Source organism: Acinetobacter pittii (assembly GCF_034064985.1).
In the GTDB taxonomy this organism is placed as follows: domain Bacteria; phylum Pseudomonadota; class Gammaproteobacteria; order Pseudomonadales; family Moraxellaceae; genus Acinetobacter; species Acinetobacter pittii_H.
The window spans coordinates 777,651-793,203 of record NZ_CP139249.1 but is presented as its reverse complement, the minus strand read 5'-3'; the positions used below and the strand labels follow the sequence as shown (position 1 = coordinate 793,203).

At 38.1% G+C, this 15,553-nt stretch carries 18 protein-coding genes; 10 read left to right on the top strand and 8 right to left on the bottom strand.

Features of this window, described 5'->3' with window-relative positions; translation table 11 throughout:
* Positions 1-7: 7 nt before the first annotated feature.
* On the bottom strand, positions 8-373 hold the full coding sequence (sdhD, locus tag SOI76_RS03835) for a succinate dehydrogenase, hydrophobic membrane anchor protein (RefSeq protein ID WP_000833672.1): 366 nt from the start codon (positions 371-373) through the stop codon (positions 8-10).
* A complete protein-coding gene (gene sdhC / locus SOI76_RS03830) occupies positions 373-774 on the bottom strand; it encodes a succinate dehydrogenase, cytochrome b556 subunit (protein WP_075384165.1) in 402 nt (133 codons plus the stop codon). Before sdhC ends, sdhD begins: the two co-directional genes overlap by 1 nt.
* A 448-nt stretch (positions 775-1,222) precedes the next feature.
* On the opposite strand from sdhC, the gene SOI76_RS03825 reads away from it, so the two are divergent.
* Together SOI76_RS03825 and gltA are read left to right on the top strand one after the other, a co-directional pair.
* Entirely contained in the window at positions 1,223-1,327 is a 105-nt protein-coding gene (locus SOI76_RS03825) for a hypothetical protein (protein WP_079284422.1), read from the top strand.
* Positions 1,328-1,691: 364 nt separating this feature from the next.
* The gene (gene gltA / locus SOI76_RS03820; protein ID WP_002116327.1) at positions 1,692-2,966 is read left to right on the top strand and encodes a citrate synthase; all 1,275 of its coding nucleotides are present in this window, start codon (positions 1,692-1,694) and stop codon (positions 2,964-2,966) included.
* 73 nt (positions 2,967-3,039) lie between these two features.
* Here the strand turns inward: gltA and SOI76_RS03815 are convergent, their stop codons facing one another.
* Positions 3,040-3,525, bottom strand: coding sequence for a DUF1289 domain-containing protein (locus SOI76_RS03815; RefSeq protein ID WP_005064555.1), 486 nt, complete (start codon positions 3,523-3,525; stop codon positions 3,040-3,042).
* A 111-nt stretch (positions 3,526-3,636) separates the two neighbouring features.
* Here SOI76_RS03815 and SOI76_RS03810 point away from each other — a divergent pair, with 111 nt between their 5' ends.
* Positions 3,637-4,569 carry a rhodanese-related sulfurtransferase gene (locus SOI76_RS03810; protein ID WP_005064553.1) on the top strand — a complete coding sequence of 311 codons (933 nt, stop codon included), beginning with the start codon at positions 3,637-3,639 and terminating at the stop codon, positions 4,567-4,569.
* A gap of 123 nt (positions 4,570-4,692) precedes the next feature.
* Here the strand turns inward: SOI76_RS03810 and SOI76_RS03805 are convergent, their stop codons facing one another.
* A complete protein-coding gene (locus SOI76_RS03805) occupies positions 4,693-5,217 on the bottom strand; it encodes a YecA family protein (protein ID WP_002116105.1) in 525 nt (174 codons plus the stop codon).
* A 74-nt stretch (positions 5,218-5,291) separates the two neighbouring features.
* On the bottom strand, positions 5,292-5,498 hold the full coding sequence (locus SOI76_RS03800) for a PA3496 family putative envelope integrity protein (protein ID WP_002116495.1): 207 nt from the start codon (positions 5,496-5,498) through the stop codon (positions 5,292-5,294).
* Between the two features lie 358 nt (positions 5,499-5,856).
* On the opposite strand from SOI76_RS03800, the gene rpoD reads away from it, so the two are divergent.
* The 6 genes from rpoD to yeeF all read left to right on the top strand — a co-directional run bounded on the left by rpoD (position 5,857) and on the right by yeeF (position 12,438).
* Complete coding sequence (gene rpoD, locus SOI76_RS03795) at positions 5,857-7,743, top strand: RNA polymerase sigma factor RpoD (protein ID WP_016143211.1); 1,887 nt, start codon at positions 5,857-5,859, stop codon at positions 7,741-7,743.
* Between the two features lie 97 nt (positions 7,744-7,840).
* On the top strand, positions 7,841-8,128 hold the full coding sequence (locus SOI76_RS03790; RefSeq protein ID WP_016143210.1) for a YbeD family protein: 288 nt from the start codon (positions 7,841-7,843) through the stop codon (positions 8,126-8,128).
* 204 nt (positions 8,129-8,332) lie between these two features.
* Positions 8,333-8,986, top strand: a complete 654-nt coding sequence (gene lipB / locus SOI76_RS03785; protein WP_104079838.1) for a lipoyl(octanoyl) transferase LipB — start codon at positions 8,333-8,335, stop codon at positions 8,984-8,986.
* An 81-nt stretch (positions 8,987-9,067) separates the two neighbouring features.
* Positions 9,068-9,601, top strand: a complete 534-nt coding sequence (locus SOI76_RS03780) for a hypothetical protein (RefSeq protein WP_057075058.1) — start codon at positions 9,068-9,070, stop codon at positions 9,599-9,601.
* Between the two features lies 1 nt (position 9,602).
* Positions 9,603-10,787 carry an iron-containing alcohol dehydrogenase gene (gene dhaT / locus SOI76_RS03775; RefSeq protein WP_104079839.1) on the top strand — a complete coding sequence of 395 codons (1,185 nt, stop codon included), beginning with the start codon at positions 9,603-9,605 and terminating at the stop codon, positions 10,785-10,787.
* A gap of 265 nt (positions 10,788-11,052) precedes the next feature.
* Positions 11,053-12,438, top strand: coding sequence for an APC family permease (gene yeeF, locus SOI76_RS03770; RefSeq protein WP_014207482.1), 1,386 nt, complete (start codon positions 11,053-11,055; stop codon positions 12,436-12,438).
* Positions 12,439-12,476: 38 nt separating this feature from the next.
* Here yeeF and SOI76_RS03765 read toward each other — a convergent pair whose 3' ends face one another.
* Positions 12,477-13,037, bottom strand: a complete 561-nt coding sequence (locus SOI76_RS03765; protein ID WP_104079840.1) for a flavodoxin family protein — start codon at positions 13,035-13,037, stop codon at positions 12,477-12,479.
* A 117-nt stretch (positions 13,038-13,154) separates the two neighbouring features.
* Between SOI76_RS03765 and SOI76_RS03760 the strand changes: the two genes are divergently transcribed.
* Positions 13,155-13,535: a winged helix-turn-helix transcriptional regulator gene (locus SOI76_RS03760; RefSeq protein WP_002116344.1), complete on the top strand. Its 381-nt coding sequence runs from the start codon at positions 13,155-13,157 to the stop codon at positions 13,533-13,535.
* 63 nt (positions 13,536-13,598) lie between these two features.
* Here the strand turns inward: SOI76_RS03760 and SOI76_RS03755 are convergent, their stop codons facing one another.
* Together SOI76_RS03755 and cysG are read right to left on the bottom strand one after the other, a co-directional pair.
* Positions 13,599-14,072 (bottom strand): tRNA (cytidine(34)-2'-O)-methyltransferase, encoded by a 474-nt coding sequence (locus SOI76_RS03755; RefSeq protein WP_002116042.1) that lies wholly within the window; start codon positions 14,070-14,072, stop codon positions 13,599-13,601.
* A 43-nt stretch (positions 14,073-14,115) separates the two neighbouring features.
* Positions 14,116-15,489 (bottom strand): siroheme synthase CysG, encoded by a 1,374-nt coding sequence (cysG, locus tag SOI76_RS03750; protein ID WP_104079841.1) that lies wholly within the window; start codon positions 15,487-15,489, stop codon positions 14,116-14,118.
* Positions 15,490-15,553: the final 64 nt, after the last annotated feature.

The following is a 15,553-nucleotide window of genomic DNA, read 5'->3' as shown; positions in this document are numbered from 1 at the left end:
CTTCCTATCAATTCGCCCAGAAAATCTGGATACCCCAGATTGCGTACACAAACACTGCAATAATGACAGCCGTCGTCAGTACAAGGCGTAAACCTTTCGCTGAAGGACCCATTTGACGAGTAGTGACATAGTCAGTGAAAACTTGCCACATACCAATCCATGCGTGTGCGATAAGCGATAAAATTGCCAATAAAGAAAAAATCTTCATTGGTAATGTCATCATGAAACCAGCCCACTGTTGATAGTCAAATCCACCTTTGCAGAGAATCCAACCAAAAAGAACAACAGTATAAGCTGCTAATACAACCGCACTTACACGCTGGATAAACCAATCACGAGAACCTGAACCAGTTAAACCTGTAGCACTTTTCATTAGAACATAATCCATACAAAGGCTGCGATAATGGCTACCACAGATAAGATCAATGAAATTGTCGCTGCAATACGACCACTTTGCAGTTCTTCAGCAAAACCTAAATCTGCAAGTAAGTGCTTAACTCCAGCAATAAAGTGGAATATCAAGCCGGCTGCAAATACCCAAACAACAAAACGTACAAGGATATTTCCAAAAACGACATTTTTAACGTAGTCAAATCCTTCTGGTGAAGATAATGATTTATCTAGAATCCATAAGAGAACTGGTACTAATAAGAAAACGATGACACCTGATAAACGGTGTAAAATTGATGCAATAGCCACGGGTGAGCGTAAATTTACCGCTAACACCTGACCCATGGACAAATTGACAGGTCTGTTGCTTTTCACAGCGGGCATCCTGTAGGTAGAAACTCCGACCGGAGTTTGTTGAATTAATTCCAAGGAAAGCTGGCATTGTTAGGCAAGCACAGCTCATGCCTAACCTATAAACGACACTGAATTATAAAACGCGAAGTATCAAAATACAAACGATCCACTTTGCCTTTTCAGGAAAAAATCATTAAATAAGAATCATTCATAACAATATTCCTTCACTACTTCTATAAAAAGAAGAAGTTCCTATACATCATGTCATTGTTTAAAATAACTTTTTATTTAATTTCATTTTTTCTGAAATTTCTTTTAAATAAGTCTACTTTAGACTAAAGATAAAGTTATAAATTCCTCATATAAATAGAAAAATGATTGTCATACCTCATATTTTGTACTTAGGCCCCAATTCAAATATATATTAAAGAATCTGCCCTACTTTTTAAAAAGTTAAATTTCTTTTAAAAAACTTCCTATCATTTCAAACACGTCTGATAAGCTATTTTTTATACAATTAAACTTAAAAAAAGAACAATATTATTTGTTACAACTAAATAAAAATACATTATTTTTTGATTAGCAATTTGAAATTACATCATGAGTTTTATGATATTTTTAATTAGATTGGCATTTTCTACCGTCTTATTATTTTGAATTTCAATTTAAAAATTTGCTTACAATTGTACTCACCCTTCATTTTTTTTCTGCACGTTCCTGTTGAATTGACTTATTATACCATCCCGATGCAGTGATTTTACTGACTTTTTTGCTCGGGTCTTGATGACTAACTCTCTGTGGGAACGTCATTTTTTATCCATAAGTATAATTGACAAAATTTCAGTACTCACTAATCTTATAGCAAATTTTGACACCGTCTGATTCGCACATGAGAACATTAGGATTTCGAGTCAGATCAACATTCACCAGGACAGGAGATCTATTGAATGTCTGAAGCAAATGGCAAAAAAGCCGTATTACATCTTGATGGCAAAGAAATTGGTTTACCAATCTACAGTGGCACTTTAGGTCCAGATGTAATTGATGTCAGCAGCATACTGAAAGAAGGTCATTTTACTTTCGATCCTGGTTTTATGGCGACAGCCGCATGCGAATCTAAAATTACTTTCATTGATGGTGACAAAGGTATTTTATTACACCGCGGTTACCCAATTGACCAGTTAGCAACTCAAGCAGACTATCTTGAAACTTGTTATTTATTATTAAATGGCGAGCTCCCAACTGCTGAGCAAAAAGTTGAGTTTGATACGAAAGTTCGTGCTCATACTATGGTTCATGATCAAGTTAGCCGTTTCTTCAATGGTTTCCGTCGTGACGCTCACCCAATGGCGATCATGGTAGGTGTTGTAGGTGCATTATCTGCGTTCTATCACAACAACCTAGATATTGAAGATATCAACCACCGTGAAATTACTGCAATTCGTTTAATTGCAAAAATTCCAACACTTGCTGCTTGGAGTTACAAATACACAGTAGGTCAACCATTCATCTATCCACGTAATGATTTAAGTTATGCGGAAAACTTCTTGCACATGATGTTTGCTACCCCTGCCGACCGTGATTACAAAGTAAATCCTGTTCTTGCTCGCGCAATGGATCGTATTTTCACGCTTCATGCTGACCATGAGCAAAATGCTTCTACATCTACAGTACGTCTTGCTGGTTCTACTGGTGCAAACCCGTATGCATGTATCTCTGCTGGTATCTCTGCACTTTGGGGACCTGCTCACGGTGGTGCAAACGAAGCAGTTCTTAAGATGCTTGATGAAATCGGTAGCGTTGAAAACGTTGCAGAGTTCATGGAAAAAGTTAAACGCAAAGAAGTTAAACTTATGGGCTTCGGTCACCGCGTTTACAAAAACTTCGATCCACGCGCTAAAGTGATGAAGCAAACTTGTGATGAAGTTCTTGAAGCTTTAGGTATCAATGATCCTCAATTAGCACTTGCTATGGAACTTGAGCGTATCGCATTGAACGACCCGTACTTCGTTGAGCGTAAACTTTACCCTAACGTAGACTTCTACTCAGGTATCATCCTTAAAGCGATTGGTATCCCAACAGAAATGTTTACTGTAATCTTCGCTCTTGCTCGTACAGTTGGTTGGATCAGCCACTGGTTAGAAATGCACAGCGGTCCTTACAAAATCGGTCGTCCTCGTCAGCTTTATACTGGTGAAACTCAACGCGACATCAAACGTTAATATTCGAAAGAAAATTAATGAAAAAAGCTGCCTTCTGGCAGCTTTTTTATTTACGTCTTTTTCTACTCTAGACTTATTCTTCTTCATACATAGTTAATAAGTGATGGCTAATTCCATCTGCTCGCAACCAAGCCAACTCATAGCTCGCTTTAGCCAAAGCTAAAACACGTCTTTCAAACTCAACCCATATCGTTTTGACTTGAGACTCCGAAATACCCAAACCACTCTCGTGTGCTAGATGTTTATTTTTTTCACATATTTTTAAGGCGTGGTAAAGCTTACGGCCTTGGCTCGCCCCTTCCATTAACCGAACACGCTTACTTAAAATAAAGCCCTCAACATGCTGCAAGTCTGCATGAGGCAACATCGGCACTAAGATTTGATTCAACTGATCGTCTAAACGCTTCCACACAGCCAAACGCTGCTCTGCTGTATAAGTGTTCCATTGAATCACCTCGTGGTTAAAACGACGACAACCACGACAAACTTGATCACCAAAAACTGTTGAACAACGCCCTGCACATGGGGTGAGAGAGAGCGTTCGATGATCATTACTCAAAACAAACTCCTTAAATAAACCATATACTTTTTATGGTTTTCTCGCTTATTACAAATTTTCGCGCTAAAATATGCGCCTTAAATTTCTATCTTAATACATTTGGAGTTTTCCATGAACGCTACTGTAGAACAGCTTGCACCTGTAGAACAGCAAGCGACCGCAGGTTGGGTTGTTGCCGCACTATATCAATTTAAAGAAGTTCAAGATCCTGCCGATCTTCAACAACGTTTATTAGACTTAGTGAAAACAATTAACCTCTGTGGAACTCTGATTGTAGCAGGTGAAGGAATTAATGGTACTGTTGCTGGTGATCGCGTAGCAATCGATACATTACATCAATTTTTGCTCAATGAAGGCTTTGGCGCTATGGAATACAAAGAATCCCATAGTTCTGACAAACCTTTCCGCAAAATGAAAATTAAACTTAAAGAAGAAATTGTGACTTTAGGTGTTGAGGTTAAACCTCGTGACTTAGTCGGTCACTATCTTGACCCTAAAGAGTGGAATGATTTAATCGCACGTGATGATGTAATTTTAATCGACACACGCAACGATTATGAATACAAAGCAGGTACGTTCAAGGGTGCAATTGACCCTAAAACAGAAACATTCCGTGAGTTTCCAGAATACGTTAAGAAAGAATTAGAGCAACATAAAGACAAAAAAATTGCGATGTTCTGTACTGGCGGTATTCGCTGCGAAAAATCAACTTCTTTACTTCTTCAAGAAGGATTTAAAGAGGTTTACCATCTTAAAGGCGGTATTCTTAAGTATTTAGAAGAAACCCCAGCTGATGAAAGTTTATGGGAAGGTGAATGTTTCGTATTTGACGGCCGTACTGCTGTAACTCATGGTGTAGAGGAAGGCGTGAATATTAAATGTCATGCTTGTGGTTGGCCTTTAACTCCTGAAGAGTCTGCTCTACCAAGTTATGAACATGGTGTTTCTTGCGTTTATTGCATCGACAAGACCACCGAAAAGCAAAAAGCTGGTTTCCGCATGCGCCAATCACAAATTGCTGCTGCAAAGCGTAAACGCCTATAAAACTATAATATACTTTTTAAAGGGCATTTAGATTTCTAACTGCCCTTTTTTATTTATACCACTAATTTTTTTACAATAAAAAACGCCCTAGAAAGGACGTTATTTATTATTTCTTCTAATAAATTAATTTGGCGTATGATACATCAAGTATAATTCATTCAAATTATCTGGGATTTCTTCTGCCAGCTCATCCATTAACTGTCCATTACGACGGAAAGATTCCATCTGTGGATCTTCTTCATCAATTCCACTAAATACCATCATTGGTAAAGTTAAATCAATTAGTTGTTCTTCGTATTCAGGTGCAAACCATGCATCTTCATTTAAGAACATTGCATCAACAAATCCAACACTCCAGTCGCCTAAGCTAGACTCGACATCGGCTTCTTCAATTTCAAACGGAAATTCAATCCCATTTTCATTTGCTAAGTCTTGTCGAATAGACTCTAACCATGCTTTGATCTGCTGAATAATTTCGGCAGGAACCTTTTTATGGTTATTATCAAATAATTCATCTAACCAACGATCAAACTGAGGGCCTACTGCAATTGCACACAGAAAACCATGAGTTGCAGCGAAATCTAGACCATACTCATTGTGGTCTCCATCTAGATATTCACTTAATTGGTCTAAATCTAACGCACTCATTGTGTTACCTGACTATAAAAAAGAAATCTACGATAGCATAGCACCTAAGCTGACGATGCCCTATTCAGATTTGATTAGTCTTCATCATCAAGATCATCATCGTCTAAATCGTAATCAAAATCTTTTAACTCACGCTCTAAACGACGTTGAGCCAATAGATCATCAATTAATCTACGTTTTTCTAATGATTCTTTCGCAGTGATTTTGCCTGATGACTCATCAAAACCGACATCATCATCATCACCGTAGTTATCATCTAATTCAAAATCTGTAGAAGACACTAAAACTACCTCTAATGAAAAAATGTGAATGGGTCTAGCCGCTATTTATCTTGCTTATTTACCCGTGTCAAGTTTTATTTATATTTTTTTCATTAAACTGCATATTTGTACTTTTTTTCACCCAAAAAATTGTGTATTTATAAACCTGAACTATTTTTTTGATCAAAAAAAAATTCTATGATCTTTTCGATGATTTAAGCTTGAAAAAAATGATTTTAGCCCAATATTCAAAAAACAGACGTGAATTCAAAGATATTTTTTATTTAACGGTTACTGATCAAAGCCAAAACATTTCAAGCAAATTGTGCTATCATGCACGGTTTTTCACTGCCACAGATTCAACAAAGAGTAAGCAAAGATGAGCGATATGCATTCCCCTACTTCTCAAGTAGCGGCTCTGATTAGCCGAGGCAAAGAACAAGGTTACTTAACTTACGCTGAGGTTAACGATCATCTGCCGGACTCGATTACTGAAAGCGAACAGATTGAAGACATTATTCAAATGCTTCAAGACGTTGGTATTCCTGTACACGAGCGTGCACCTGAATCTGACGATACCATGTTCGGTGAGTCGGCTGAAGCAACTGATGAGGTTGCTGAAGAAGAAGCTGCTGCCGTACTTGCATCGGTTGAAAATGAGCCTGGACGTACGACAGACCCTGTACGTATGTACATGCGTGAAATGGGTACAGTTGAGCTGTTAACCCGTGAAGGTGAAATCAGCATTGCCAAACGTATTGAAGAAGGTATCCGTGATGTCCTTAATTCAATCGCTTACTGGCCAAATGCTGTTGAAGTTGTATTAAAAGAATATAATGATTTCTTAACTGGCGAACGTCGTCTTGCCGATATTTTATCTGGTTATCTCGATCCTGAAACTGATGAAGATATTCCAGAAGTTTTAGAAGAAGTTGAAGAGCTTGAGGAAGAAGACGAATCATCTTCAAAATCAACTAAAGAAGTTAAGCTTGATGATGACGATGAAGAAGAAGAGTCTGAAGGTGATGATGACTCTGAAGGTGATTCAGGTCCAGACCCTGAAGTAGCGAAAGTTCGTTTTACTGAACTAGAAGCTGCTTGGGCTAAAACAAAAGCTGCAGTTGAAAAACATGGTCGTAACAGTCCTGAGGCAGAAGAAGCTTTAGAAGCTTTAGCTACTGTGTTCATGATGTTTAAATTTACACCACGTTTATTCGATATCATTTCTGAAATGATTCGTGGCACACATGAGCAAATTCGTGCGAATGAACGCGAAATCATGCGTTATGCAGTACGTCGTGGTCGTATGGACCGTACTCAATTCCGTACATCTTTCCCTAAACAAGAATCTAATCCAGCTTGGTTAGATGAACAAATTGCTAAAGCTCCTGCTGAAATCAAGGCACATTTAGAAAAAGTTCGTCCTGATGTTTTAGCATTCCAGCAAAAGATTGCAGATATTGAGAAAGAGCTTAGTTTAAGCGTTGCTGAAATTAAAGATATCTCTAAACGTATGGCAATTGGCGAAGCGAAAGCACGTCGCGCCAAGAAAGAAATGGTAGAAGCCAACCTTCGTTTGGTAATCTCGATTGCGAAGAAATACACTAACCGTGGTTTACAGTTCCTTGACTTGATTCAAGAAGGGAACATTGGTTTGATGAAAGCTGTAGACAAGTTTGAATACCGTCGTGGTTATAAATTCTCGACTTATGCAACTTGGTGGATTCGTCAAGCAATTACTCGTTCGATCGCAGATCAGGCTCGTACAATTCGTATTCCAGTACACATGATCGAAACAATTAACAAGATCAACCGCGTATCTCGTCAATTGTTACAAGAAATGGGCCGTGAACCAACACCTGAAGAATTAGGTGAACGTTTAGAAATGGATGAAGTTAAGGTTCGTAAAGTACTTAAAATTGCGAAAGAACCGATCTCAATGGAGACACCTATTGGTGATGATGAAGATTCGCATCTTGGCGATTTCATTGAAGATCAAAACATCACTTCTCCAATTGATGCTGCGACTTCAGAAGGCTTAAAAGAAGCAACACGTGAAGTATTGGAAAACTTAACTGAACGTGAAGCGAAAGTATTGAAGATGCGTTTTGGTATTGATATGCCAACCGATCACACCCTTGAAGAAGTAGGTAAGCAATTTGACGTAACACGTGAACGCATTCGTCAGATTGAAGCGAAAGCATTGCGTAAATTACGCCACCCTTCTCGTTCTGAACATTTACGTTCTTTCTTGGAAAATGACTAAGTTTTGAAAACTTGAAATTTCAAAACCAAGCCCCATTTAATAGAAAGAGCTATAAACGCCTGCGATAATGCAGGCGTTTCAAATCATGAGGTAACTTATGTTAGACCGCACTCCATCTCGCGAACTACAAGAACATCTTTGGGTATTTCCGATGGATTATCCAATTAAACTTATTGGCGATGCGGGTGAAGAATTACGTGTTGCTGTAGTCGATATTTTGGTGAAACATTTCCCAGACTTCGATGACTCAACATTAAAAGTTCAAGAATCTCGCACCGGCAAGTATCATTCTTTAACAGCACAATTGCGCTTTGAAGAATTAGAACAAGTTCATGCACTTTATGCTGACTTGGCTGCTTGTCCGCAGATTAGAACTGCGCTTTAATTTTAAGTTCTTCAATCAATACCACAGTTAGACATTCTTACTGTGGTATTTTTTTTGGAAATTTTAAAGTTAACTAGCCACGAAAAGCCCAATAAATATTTAGAATTCCTTTTATAAAATCCTTTAAACTTACAAAGTTTTCGGCTTCTATCTAGTAGATATTAACTGAGTGCCGCATAAACTAACTTATAGGAAGATATTGTGATGAGCCTTGATAAACCCAACTTGATCATTCGGCAATGGAACGATTTACAAGATTATCAAAGCAAGTTTGAAAACATGAAACTCTTAACAAACGAGCGTGATCAAGATACGCCTGATGAGTTATGGTTACTTCAACATCATAATGTCTTAACCCAAGGTCAAGCTGGTAAACCTGAACACATCCTAATTTCATCAGATATCCCAGTAGTACAAACTGACCGTGGTGGGCAAGTAACTTGGCATGGACCAGGTCAACTTGTTGCCTACTTTATGTTTGATCTTAATCGTCTAAAATGGAACGTACGTACGTTGGTCAGTTTTGCTGAACAATTCATGATAGATATTTTGAAAAAATACGAAATTGAAGCATATGCCAAGCCCGATGCACCTGGGGTATATGTGGAGGACCGTAAAATTGGTTCTTTAGGTTTTAAAATTCGTCGTGGCCGTAGCTATCATGGATTAGCATTAAACTTGGACTGTGCTTTAGATGGGTTCCAAACTATTAATCCTTGCGGTTACGCAGGCTTAGAAATGGTTCGTATACAAGATTTAGTGACTCCCTATCCATCATTCACTCAACTTTGCCAAGACTTTATTGAGTATATTAAGAATACTGGGTACTTTAATGACCTAGAAGTCAAATCTGAATAAATCGCTTTGCGATGAAATAAAAATGGATTAGAGTAATTACTCTAAATTTGCTTTTGCATAATTTTAACAAGGGATACGCGAGTGATTTCGACAAAAGCTGTAAAGCCTACTCTGCAACTTGCCTACGTTAAGCTCATGATGGATGTTATTGGTCGTGGCTTAGTCATGGCGAGTCAAGTGGACAGTGAAATACAAGAGGAAGTATCTAAATTTCCTGTTCACTTTGTACTTTCAATGAATGTTTTCCCAAATGGACCAGCATTTTTTGCTCGAGTCACAGAAGACAAACAGTTAGAGCTACTCAAAAGAGCTGAAAGAAAGCCGGACTTAACCATTACCTTCAAACATGTAACTCATGCATTTTTAGTGTTTTCTTTTCAAGAAAGTACTGCTCAAGCATTTGCTAATGACCGCATGATTGCTGATGGCGATGTATCTGCTGCCATTCGCTTAGTACGCTGTCTAAATAAAATGGAATCTCTTATTTTACCTAAATTGGTTGCTTCACTTGCAGTCAAAGAATATCCAACCGAACTTACCCTAAAAGAAAAATTCAACGAAGCTGCGAATATTTACTTAAAAGTAGCTAAGTCCTATTTCAAGCGGAGCGCATAACATGGCTAAACCATACTACGAATTCTTTTGTCCTGTAAAAGTCATTGCTGGTAATGCTGCGTTAGAACATATTCCGTTTGAACTGGCGACCTTAGGTGCAAAACGCCCTCTTATTATTACAGATAAGGGTGTACGCGCAAATGGTTTACTCAACCCGATTGAAGCTGCATTCAGCACGACTGATGCTGTTATTGGTCACGTTTTTGATGATGTTCCACCAGATTCGAGTTTAGAAGTCGTTCGTCTTGCGGCAGAAGCTTATCGTGCAAATAAATGTGACGCGATTATTGCTGTCGGTGGCGGCTCAGTTATTGATACCTCTAAAGCCACTAACATTTTAGTATCTGAAGGTGGAGATGATCTGCTTCAATATGCGGGTGCGCATAACTTACCAAAACCCTTAAAACCATTTTTTGTAATTCCAACAACTTCAGGAACTGGTTCTGAAGTGACTATGGTTGCTGTGGTTTCAGATACTCAAAAGAATGTTAAGTTAGCGTTCGCTTCTTATTACTTAATGCCACATGCAGCGATTTTAGATCCACGCATGACCCTTACACTACCACCTCATTTAACTGCAATGACAGGTATGGATGCTTTAACGCATTGTGTTGAAGCCTATACATGTCTGGCTGCTAATCCATTAAGTGATGCGTATGCAAGTGCTGGCATTAAAAAAATCAGCGAAAACTTATTTAATGTCTTAGAAAATCCAAATGACTCACAAGGTCGTTTAGAACTAGCGCAAGCCTCTACAATGGCAGGTATTGCATTTTCTAATTCAATGGTAGGACTTGTACACTCTTTAGGGCATGCTTTAGGTGCTGTTGCTCACCTACCCCATGGGTTATGCATGAATTTATTCTTACCTTATGTGCTTGAATATAATAAGCAGGCAAATGGACAGAAAGTTGGTGAGTTACTATTATCATTAGCTGGTGCGGATATTTATGCTCAAACTCCAGCAACTCAACGCGCAGATAGAGCAATTGCTACGATTTTGGCAATGCGTGATCGTCTATTTACTTTAACCAAGTTACCACGCACCTTACGCGAAACAGGTAAAGTAACTGAAGCACAGCTCGATGAAATTGCAGAAAAAGCACTAAATGATGGCTCAATTATTTACAATCCTAAAGAAGCTAGCTTAAAAGATATTCGAGATATCTTACAAAAAGCATGGTAATTCGATAAGTTAAATTTAAACCCCAATTCTAAAGGTCTGATTTTTAAATGAAATCAGACCTTTTTTATAGTCATGAATTTTTGTTCATCATTTTATTTGGAAATATGGCAAAAAATTTGCTAAAAAATCGATGAAAGTACTGACAATTTGCATCAATTTAGGATAGATTGGCGCACTTTATCTTTTTCTGTAGGGGGGATCGTTCGTCTCAAACGATCCTTAACACCAAGCTGATCCTTGATCAACGATTATGAGGATAACGCCGTTGACAAATTTATCTGGGACTAAACCAACAGCTAAACTTCAAAAGAATCTTGTGCTTTGGCACATTATTATTATTGGTTTAGCTTATATTCAGCCATTAACGTTATTCGATACTTTTGGTTTAGTATCAGAGCGAAGTGGCGGTCATGTACCAACTTCCTACATCTTTGCATTAGTCGCAATCTTATTAACATCGATCAGTTATGGACATATGATTAAACGCTACCCTTCTTCTGGGTCAGCTTATACTTATGCTCAAAAATCAATTCACCCTAATGTTGGTTTTATGGTGGGTTGGTCTTCTTGGTTAGACTATTTACTGTCACCGCTTGTTAATATTATTTTGGCAGATATTTATCTAAGAGCTCTTTTTCCAGAGGTAAATAACTGGTTATGGGTAATTGGTTTAACCACCCTAATGACTGTTATTAACTTATTTGGTGCACGATTTGTCGCGCGCTTTAACAGCACGATCGTTATTATTCAGCTTGGCGTAATTTTTTATTTCGTTTATCAGGTATACATTTTACTCACTCAAGGTGTATATGCAGATGGAACTTTAAATCCGGATAAAGCTGCCTTGTGGTCATTAACTCCTTTTTGGAACGACATGACATCCGTAAGTGCTTTAATTGCTGGTGCAACTGTACTCTGCTTCTCTTTCACAGGGTTTGATGCTTTATCTTCTCTTGCTGAAGAAACAAAAGATGCAGAGAAAACGCTTCCAAAAGCTATTTTTACGACAGCATTACTTGCAGGTATTATTTTCATTGTAAGTACTTACTTCATCCAATTATATTTCCCTAGTAACCCAAATACTTACTTTAATCCTCTGGATGAATCACAGCCTGTGATGGTTGCTGCGATTGGTAGTATTGCATTTAAAACTTTGGTTTTATATTTTGCTGTAGTTGCTGTTATGGCATCAGGTATTTCTGCTCATGCAGGTGTGTCTCGTTTAATGTATGTAATGGGACGTGACGGCGTAATCAACAAGAAATTATTTGGACATATTAGTCCAAAATTGCATACTCCAACTTACAACATTCTTATTGTGGGTGTAGTTGCTTTATCTGCTGGTTTCTTAGATCTTGAGCATATTGTCAACTTGATTAGTTTTGGTGCTTTAACTGCTTTTAGTTTTGTTAACTTCTCTGTTATTTCTCGCTATGCATTAAGAGATGGCAAGAACAAAACGTTTAAAGACATCATCAACTATATTGTTATACCAACACTTGGTTTTGCCAGTGTGTTTATGATGTGGCTAGAGATTGATAAGCTTGCCTTACAAATTGGCTTAGCTTGGGCTGTTATTGGTGTAGGTTATTTGGCCTACAAAACCAAAGGTTTCAAATATAATGCTCCACAGCATAATGAACACGAATAATAAAAAAGGCGCTTAAAGCGCCTTTTTTTATGATCACATCAACCAAAAATTTTGTTCACAATATTTTGTACACGTTGAGCATAGAGTTTCGCTGTTTCAAGGTCTCCAGCAGGAACTTCCTCTACACTTGCATCAGAAGGTGATTGAACCAAAAGCCCAACTGAACCGCCTAAGTTATTTACATCTTCGCGTGTTGCATCTTTTGTATTCGCTGGTAATAAACCAAGGCTTACCCAAATTCCACCATGTTGCGATGCTAAAGTCTGTAATTGAATAAGAGTAACCTGCTTATCCCCATTTAAGCTCGCGCTGTTTGTGAAGCCTGCAAATACTTTATCTTGCCAACCCCGTGTAAACCAAACTTTTGAAGTTGCATCAGCAAACTTTTTAAACTGCCATGGTGCTGTACCCATATAAGTCGGAGCACCAAAAACAATCCCCTCCGCATCATTTAATGTCTGCCAATCTTGCTCAGTAATATTACCTTCTTGATCAATTTGGATGAGCTGAGCATTAATTTCGTTTGCAAACGTTTCAGCCACGACTTTGGTATGGCCATAACCAGAGAAATATACAACCGCGATATTAGAGTTAGACATGGGAGCAAACCTTTGTTTTATTAAATTCTACTTTATGATATATTTTAGAAACTAGGTGTCAATTAGTTACTAATTGGTAACTATGGTAATTTTTTAAGAAATTAGCAGGTAAATAGTATGAATGAATGTCTAAAATATAATGTTTTTCAACAACATTGCCCTGCTCGTTTATTTTTTGAAAAAATTGCAGATAAATGGGTTTTATTGATTTTAAATGTGCTTGAAGAGGAAACTCAGCACTTCAATTTGCTCAAAAAGAATATACAAGGCATCTCTCCTAAAGTCTTATCACAAAAACTAAAGATGTTAGAAAGAGATGGTTTTATTGAGCGTAAAATTCAGAATACGTCTCCTATTCGTGTTGATTACTCACTCACTTCTCTGGGGCAAAATGTCGCTTCAATGGCGTTCCAATTAAAGGAATGGGCTGAAACCAATATTGAACAGGTTTTAGCAGCCCAAATGACTTATGACGAAAAAGTGCTAGAGCAAGCTTAAATGAATTTATATAAAAAAATAAGGCCACAACTGTGGCCTTACTTTTATTTAAAAACTATTAACTTATCCTAAGTTTTTAAAACCCTGCTGACGCCATGCTTCATAAACAATCACAGCCGTTGCATTAGATAAATTTAAACTTCTTGAGTTTTCTGCCATCGGCAAACGAATCCACTGTTCTTGTGGAAACATCAAGCGAACATGCTCAGGCAAACCGCGTGTCTCTGGCCCCATCAGTAAAGCCACAGGTCGATTCAAATCAACCGTATGTGGAGTTGCAGAACCTTTAGTGGTGAGTGGAAAAACATGTTCGACACCTTTAGCTTTCAAGTCAGCAAGGCAAAGTTCTATGTTGTCCCAAATTTGCATACGTGCCCATTCATGATAATCAAGACCTGCACGCTTGAGCTTTTTATCATCCAATTCAAAACCTAAAGGCTTGACCAAGTGTAACTGTGCACCAGTATTAGCACATAAACGAATGATATTGCCTGTATTGGCAGGAATTTCAGGCTCGTATAGGACAACATGAATCACAAATTTTCTCGACTTTAATAACCAGCAATAAACTCAAATGAACTTATTGCCATTTTAACTGTTCACGTAAATTCACCACTTCACCAATAATGGTTAAAGTCGGTGCTACAATATGATGTTCAGACACTTTTGTTGCGATATCAGCTAATGTTCCAACTACAACTTTCTGGTCTGGTGTGGTTCCTTTAGAGATTAAAGCTACCGGCATATCAGCACGTTGACCATGAGCAATAAGTTGCTCACAAATGTGTTCCAAACCAATTAGCCCCATATATAAAACCAAAGTTTGTTTTTCATAAACCAGCTCATTCCAAGGAAGTTCAGGTGAACCTTCCTTTAAATGCCCAGTCAAGAAACGAACACTTTGTGCATAATCACGATGTGTTAGTGGAATACCCGCATAAGCTGAACAGCCTGATGCTGCTGTTATACCTGGTACAACTTGGAAAGTGACATTCGCCTCAACGAGCTCTTGAATCTCTTCACCACCACGTCCAAAGATAAACGGATCACCACCCTTTAAACGACAAACACGCTTTCCTTTTTGAGCATACTCAACCAGTAAAGCATTAATACCATCTTGGGGAACGGAGTGATTTGAACGCGCTTTACCGACATAAATTTTAGTCGCATCACGACGGCAAAGCTCTAAAATGGGCGTAGAAACAAGACGATCATAAATCACAACATCAGCTTGCTGCATAAGACGTAATGCTTTTAATGTCAGTAACTCGGGATCACCCGGACCAGCGCCTACCAAATAAACTTCACCTTTAGGTGCAGTCCATTCTGTTAAGGCTTGCTGAATCAAACCATTCGCAACTTCTAAATTGTCATTGAAAACTTGTTCTTTCAATGGGCTAGCGTAGAGATTTTCCCAAAAAATCCGACGCTCATCTGGATTAGAAATTTTTTCTTTTACCTGCTTACGCCATTGACCAGAAAACTCAGCCAACTTACCCATGCCATGCGGAACAATTGTTTCTATTTGAGTACGAAGCTGTCTTGATAAAACTGGTGATGCACCATTTGAGGCGACAGAAATAATTAACGGAGAACGATCAATAATAGCTGGAACCATAAAACGACAATGTGGAATATCATCAACACTATTGACCAATAAATTACGCGCTTCACATTGCTCAAAAACAGCTTTGTTCACTTGCGCATCATTAGTTGCAGCAATCACTAATCGATATGGTGTATTTAATATTTTTTCAGCAAAGGACTCGGCAAAATACTCTCCGCCTGTCGTTTTGACTAACTGTAAAAGCTGCTTTTCAATTGCAGGAGCAATAATATCGATTACAGCTCCTGCTTTAGCTAAAAGGTTTGCTTTGCGCAATGCAATATGCCCACCACCCACAATCAGACAATGTTGCTGTTGCAACTTTAAAGAGATTGGAAAAATATCCACCTTAAACCTCTACGTTAATCATCTGATTTGGGTTAAGCAAAAACCGTGCACAATTTAGATGCAA

What these genes read in the sequence shown, in the direction of transcription:
- sdhD (WP_000833672.1), bottom strand. Translation starts at nt 373, where the DNA reads ATGAAAAGTGCTACAGGTTTAACTGGTTCAGGTTCTCGTGATTGGTTT.
- sdhC (WP_075384165.1), bottom strand. Translation starts at nt 774, where the DNA reads ATGCCCGCTGTGAAAAGCAACAGACCTGTCAATTTGTCCATGGGTCAG.
- gltA (WP_002116327.1), top strand. Translation starts at nt 1,692, where the DNA reads ATGTCTGAAGCAAATGGCAAAAAAGCCGTATTACATCTTGATGGCAAA.
- SOI76_RS03810 (WP_005064553.1), top strand. Translation starts at nt 3,637, where the DNA reads ATGAACGCTACTGTAGAACAGCTTGCACCTGTAGAACAGCAAGCGACC.
- SOI76_RS03805 (WP_002116105.1), bottom strand. Translation starts at nt 5,217, where the DNA reads ATGAGTGCGTTAGATTTAGACCAATTAAGTGAATATCTAGATGGAGAC.
- rpoD (WP_016143211.1), top strand. Translation starts at nt 5,857, where the DNA reads ATGAGCGATATGCATTCCCCTACTTCTCAAGTAGCGGCTCTGATTAGC.
- SOI76_RS03790 (WP_016143210.1), top strand. Translation starts at nt 7,841, where the DNA reads ATGTTAGACCGCACTCCATCTCGCGAACTACAAGAACATCTTTGGGTA.
- lipB (WP_104079838.1), top strand. Translation starts at nt 8,333, where the DNA reads ATGAGCCTTGATAAACCCAACTTGATCATTCGGCAATGGAACGATTTA.
- dhaT (WP_104079839.1), top strand. Translation starts at nt 9,603, where the DNA reads ATGGCTAAACCATACTACGAATTCTTTTGTCCTGTAAAAGTCATTGCT.
- SOI76_RS03765 (WP_104079840.1), bottom strand. Translation starts at nt 13,037, where the DNA reads ATGTCTAACTCTAATATCGCGGTTGTATATTTCTCTGGTTATGGCCAT.
- SOI76_RS03760 (WP_002116344.1), top strand. Translation starts at nt 13,155, where the DNA reads ATGAATGAATGTCTAAAATATAATGTTTTTCAACAACATTGCCCTGCT.